Consider the following 2,257-nt stretch of genomic DNA (forward strand, 5'->3'; position numbering starts at 1 on the left):
GACCGGGCTGGTGCTCGGCATTGTGATCTCGCTCTTCACGGTAGTGCCGATGGCGCTGACCACCGGCGAAATCATCCCGTCCGGACCGGTCTGGGTGTTCCTCGCCGTGGTGCTCGCGATCTTCCTGATCGTGTGGCCGGCGACCGCGCTCTCGGCGAGGCTGGCGATGCGCCGCAATGCCATCGAAGCGGTGAAAATGCCGGGCCAGTAACGGTTTCTAGGGGTACGCCGGGCCGGGCCGGGGTGGATAGTCTCAGCAGGACTGTCCACCCCGGCCCGGTTTTGCCGTCTCTGGAGCGATCCCATGCGTGTACTCCTGGCCACGCCGTCGGCAACGGCCCGTCTGCACGCCCTGGTGCCACTGGCCTGGGCGATGCGGACCGCCGGACACGACGTGAAAATCGCCGGACGGCCCGCGTTCGTCGAGGACATCCTCCGCACCGGCTGCGTCGCGGCCGAACTCGAAGACGGCGACGCGGAGCTGACCGAATCCGCCAAGCTGGCCGAGTTCGCGCGACTGTGGCGGCCCGCCGTAGTGGTGTCGAACGCGCCCGCCGGAACCGCCGCCGCCCGCGAGGCCGGGGCCAGGGCGGTTCGCGTGCTCGGGCCAGCGGACTTCGACGTCACTGCGGACCACACACTCGACGTCGTTCCTCCTTCGTTGCGCGACAAGGGCTCTCCTCACGCTTCATTGCGGCACGTGCCGTACTTCGGGCCCGTCGAGATCCCCGACTGGCTGCGTCGCAAGGCACGCCACACTCGCGTTCTCCTGTCGCTGAACGATCCTTCCTGGTATGCGCCGGTATTCAGCAAACTGTCCGATGTGGACGCCGAGATCGTCTGCGCGGCGGAACTGCCGGCCGGGCTCACCTTGCCGCGGAAGGTGAAACTCGTCGACTCCGCACCTCCGGCCGCCGTGCTGCCGACCTGCGTGGCGGTGGTGCACGACGGGGACGAGACTTTGGCGCTTGCCGCGGTGGCGTACGGACTGCCGCAGCTGTCGTTGGCCGAGTCCGCTTTCGACGCGCGTGTCACCGCTGCGGGCGCGGGGCTTTCCGGCTCGGCGGAAGGGATTTCCCGGCTGACCGACGAAACGCTTCGCGCCGGTGCGGACGCGTTGCGTGCGGAGGTGGCCGCGTTACCGGCTCCTCGTGCGGTTGCCGCCGTGCTGACCGGTGGGGACGACGATTGACCCGCTCTCTCCTTCGCCACGCCTAGGGGCCCCGATCCCGCTAGGTCGGCTTTAGATCGTTCCGGCACTCTCTGTGGAGTAGAGAGGACCACTGCGTGAAGTGAGGTGGCGGCAATGCCGACCCGGGTGATGGAAAAGCCGGTCGATCCCGTGGCCGCGTGGCTGGCCCCGCTGGCGGACGACCCCGCGGGCGCGGTCGCGTTCCTCGCCGAAGTAACCGACCGCGTATCCCGGCACCACGGCTCGGGCCGGGTCCTGGTCCCCGGCGGCGGCCCCGTGGCGGACGCACTGGCCGGAGAAGGCTACGAGGTCCACCTGGAACCCGGCCCGCGCTTCGACGCCGGTTACCTGGGCGCGGATGTGCTGTCCCGCCTGCCCGACCAGCGAGACCAGCTGCGTGCGATCGGCCGCTACAGCCGCCTCCTGCGCCCAGGCGGTGCACTGGTGGTCCAGGGCCGCCACCCGGACCCGGCGTGCTGGACCGCGGACGCCCGAGTGCGCGCAGTAGACGACGTCCGGCAAATCGTGCACCTGGCCGACGCCGCACTGCCCCTGCGCTACGTGTGGCCCGCCGAACTGGACCTGATGGCCGAACTGGCCGGCCTGGCCTTGGACGGCCGCTGGGGCGGCTGGTACGGAGAACCAGTCACCTGCGGCGGTTTCGTAGTCTCGGTCTACCGCAGCTGAGGAAAGCCGTGAGGGGAACCCTGAGGGAATCAGATTCCTTCAGGGTTCCCCTCACGGCTTTTGGCCCAGCCTCCCGCGCAAAGGCGGGAAGGCTGGGCCGAATCGGACGCGATCAGACCGCGTCCGACATCTCGCCGACAAGAATGCTGTGATGCAGCTTCCGCATTGAGCTGCCCGGCTCGATCCCCAGCTGCTGCACCAAATTCTGCCGAGCCGAAGCAAACGTCTCCAGCGCCTCGGCCCGCCGATTCGACCGAGCCAGCGCGGTCATCAGGTACTCGGTGAACGTCTCGCGCAGCGTGTGTTCCTTCGCCAGTGCGGACAGCTGCCCGACGACCTCGCGGTGCCGCCCGATCAGCAGCTCGGTCTCCATCAGCA

At 69.0% G+C, this 2,257-nt stretch carries 4 protein-coding genes; 3 read left to right on the forward strand and 1 reads right to left on the reverse strand.

Annotated features, from left to right (window positions below; translation table 11 throughout):
- From A4R44_RS51640 to A4R44_RS49825, 3 genes are all read left to right on the forward strand, one after another.
- The coding region (locus A4R44_RS51640; RefSeq protein ID WP_232792082.1) for a hypothetical protein at positions 1-211 on the forward strand (211 nt) is incomplete at its 5' end.
- 93 nt (positions 212-304) lie between these two features.
- Positions 305-1,192: a nucleotide disphospho-sugar-binding domain-containing protein gene (locus A4R44_RS45040; RefSeq protein WP_067595766.1), complete on the forward strand. Its 888-nt coding sequence runs from the start codon at positions 305-307 to the stop codon at positions 1,190-1,192.
- 114 nt (positions 1,193-1,306) lie between these two features.
- Complete coding sequence (locus A4R44_RS49825) at positions 1,307-1,879, forward strand: hypothetical protein (RefSeq protein WP_067595768.1); 573 nt, start codon at positions 1,307-1,309, stop codon at positions 1,877-1,879.
- 112 nt (positions 1,880-1,991) lie between these two features.
- Here the strand turns inward: A4R44_RS49825 and A4R44_RS45050 are convergent.
- Positions 1,992-2,257, reverse strand: a 266-nt coding sequence (locus A4R44_RS45050; protein ID WP_198545692.1) for an AfsR/SARP family transcriptional regulator, incomplete at its 5' end; no start/stop codon positions are given.

This window comes from Amycolatopsis sp. M39 (assembly GCF_001651785.1).
Lineage (GTDB): Bacteria > Actinomycetota > Actinomycetes > Mycobacteriales > Pseudonocardiaceae > Amycolatopsis > Amycolatopsis rubida.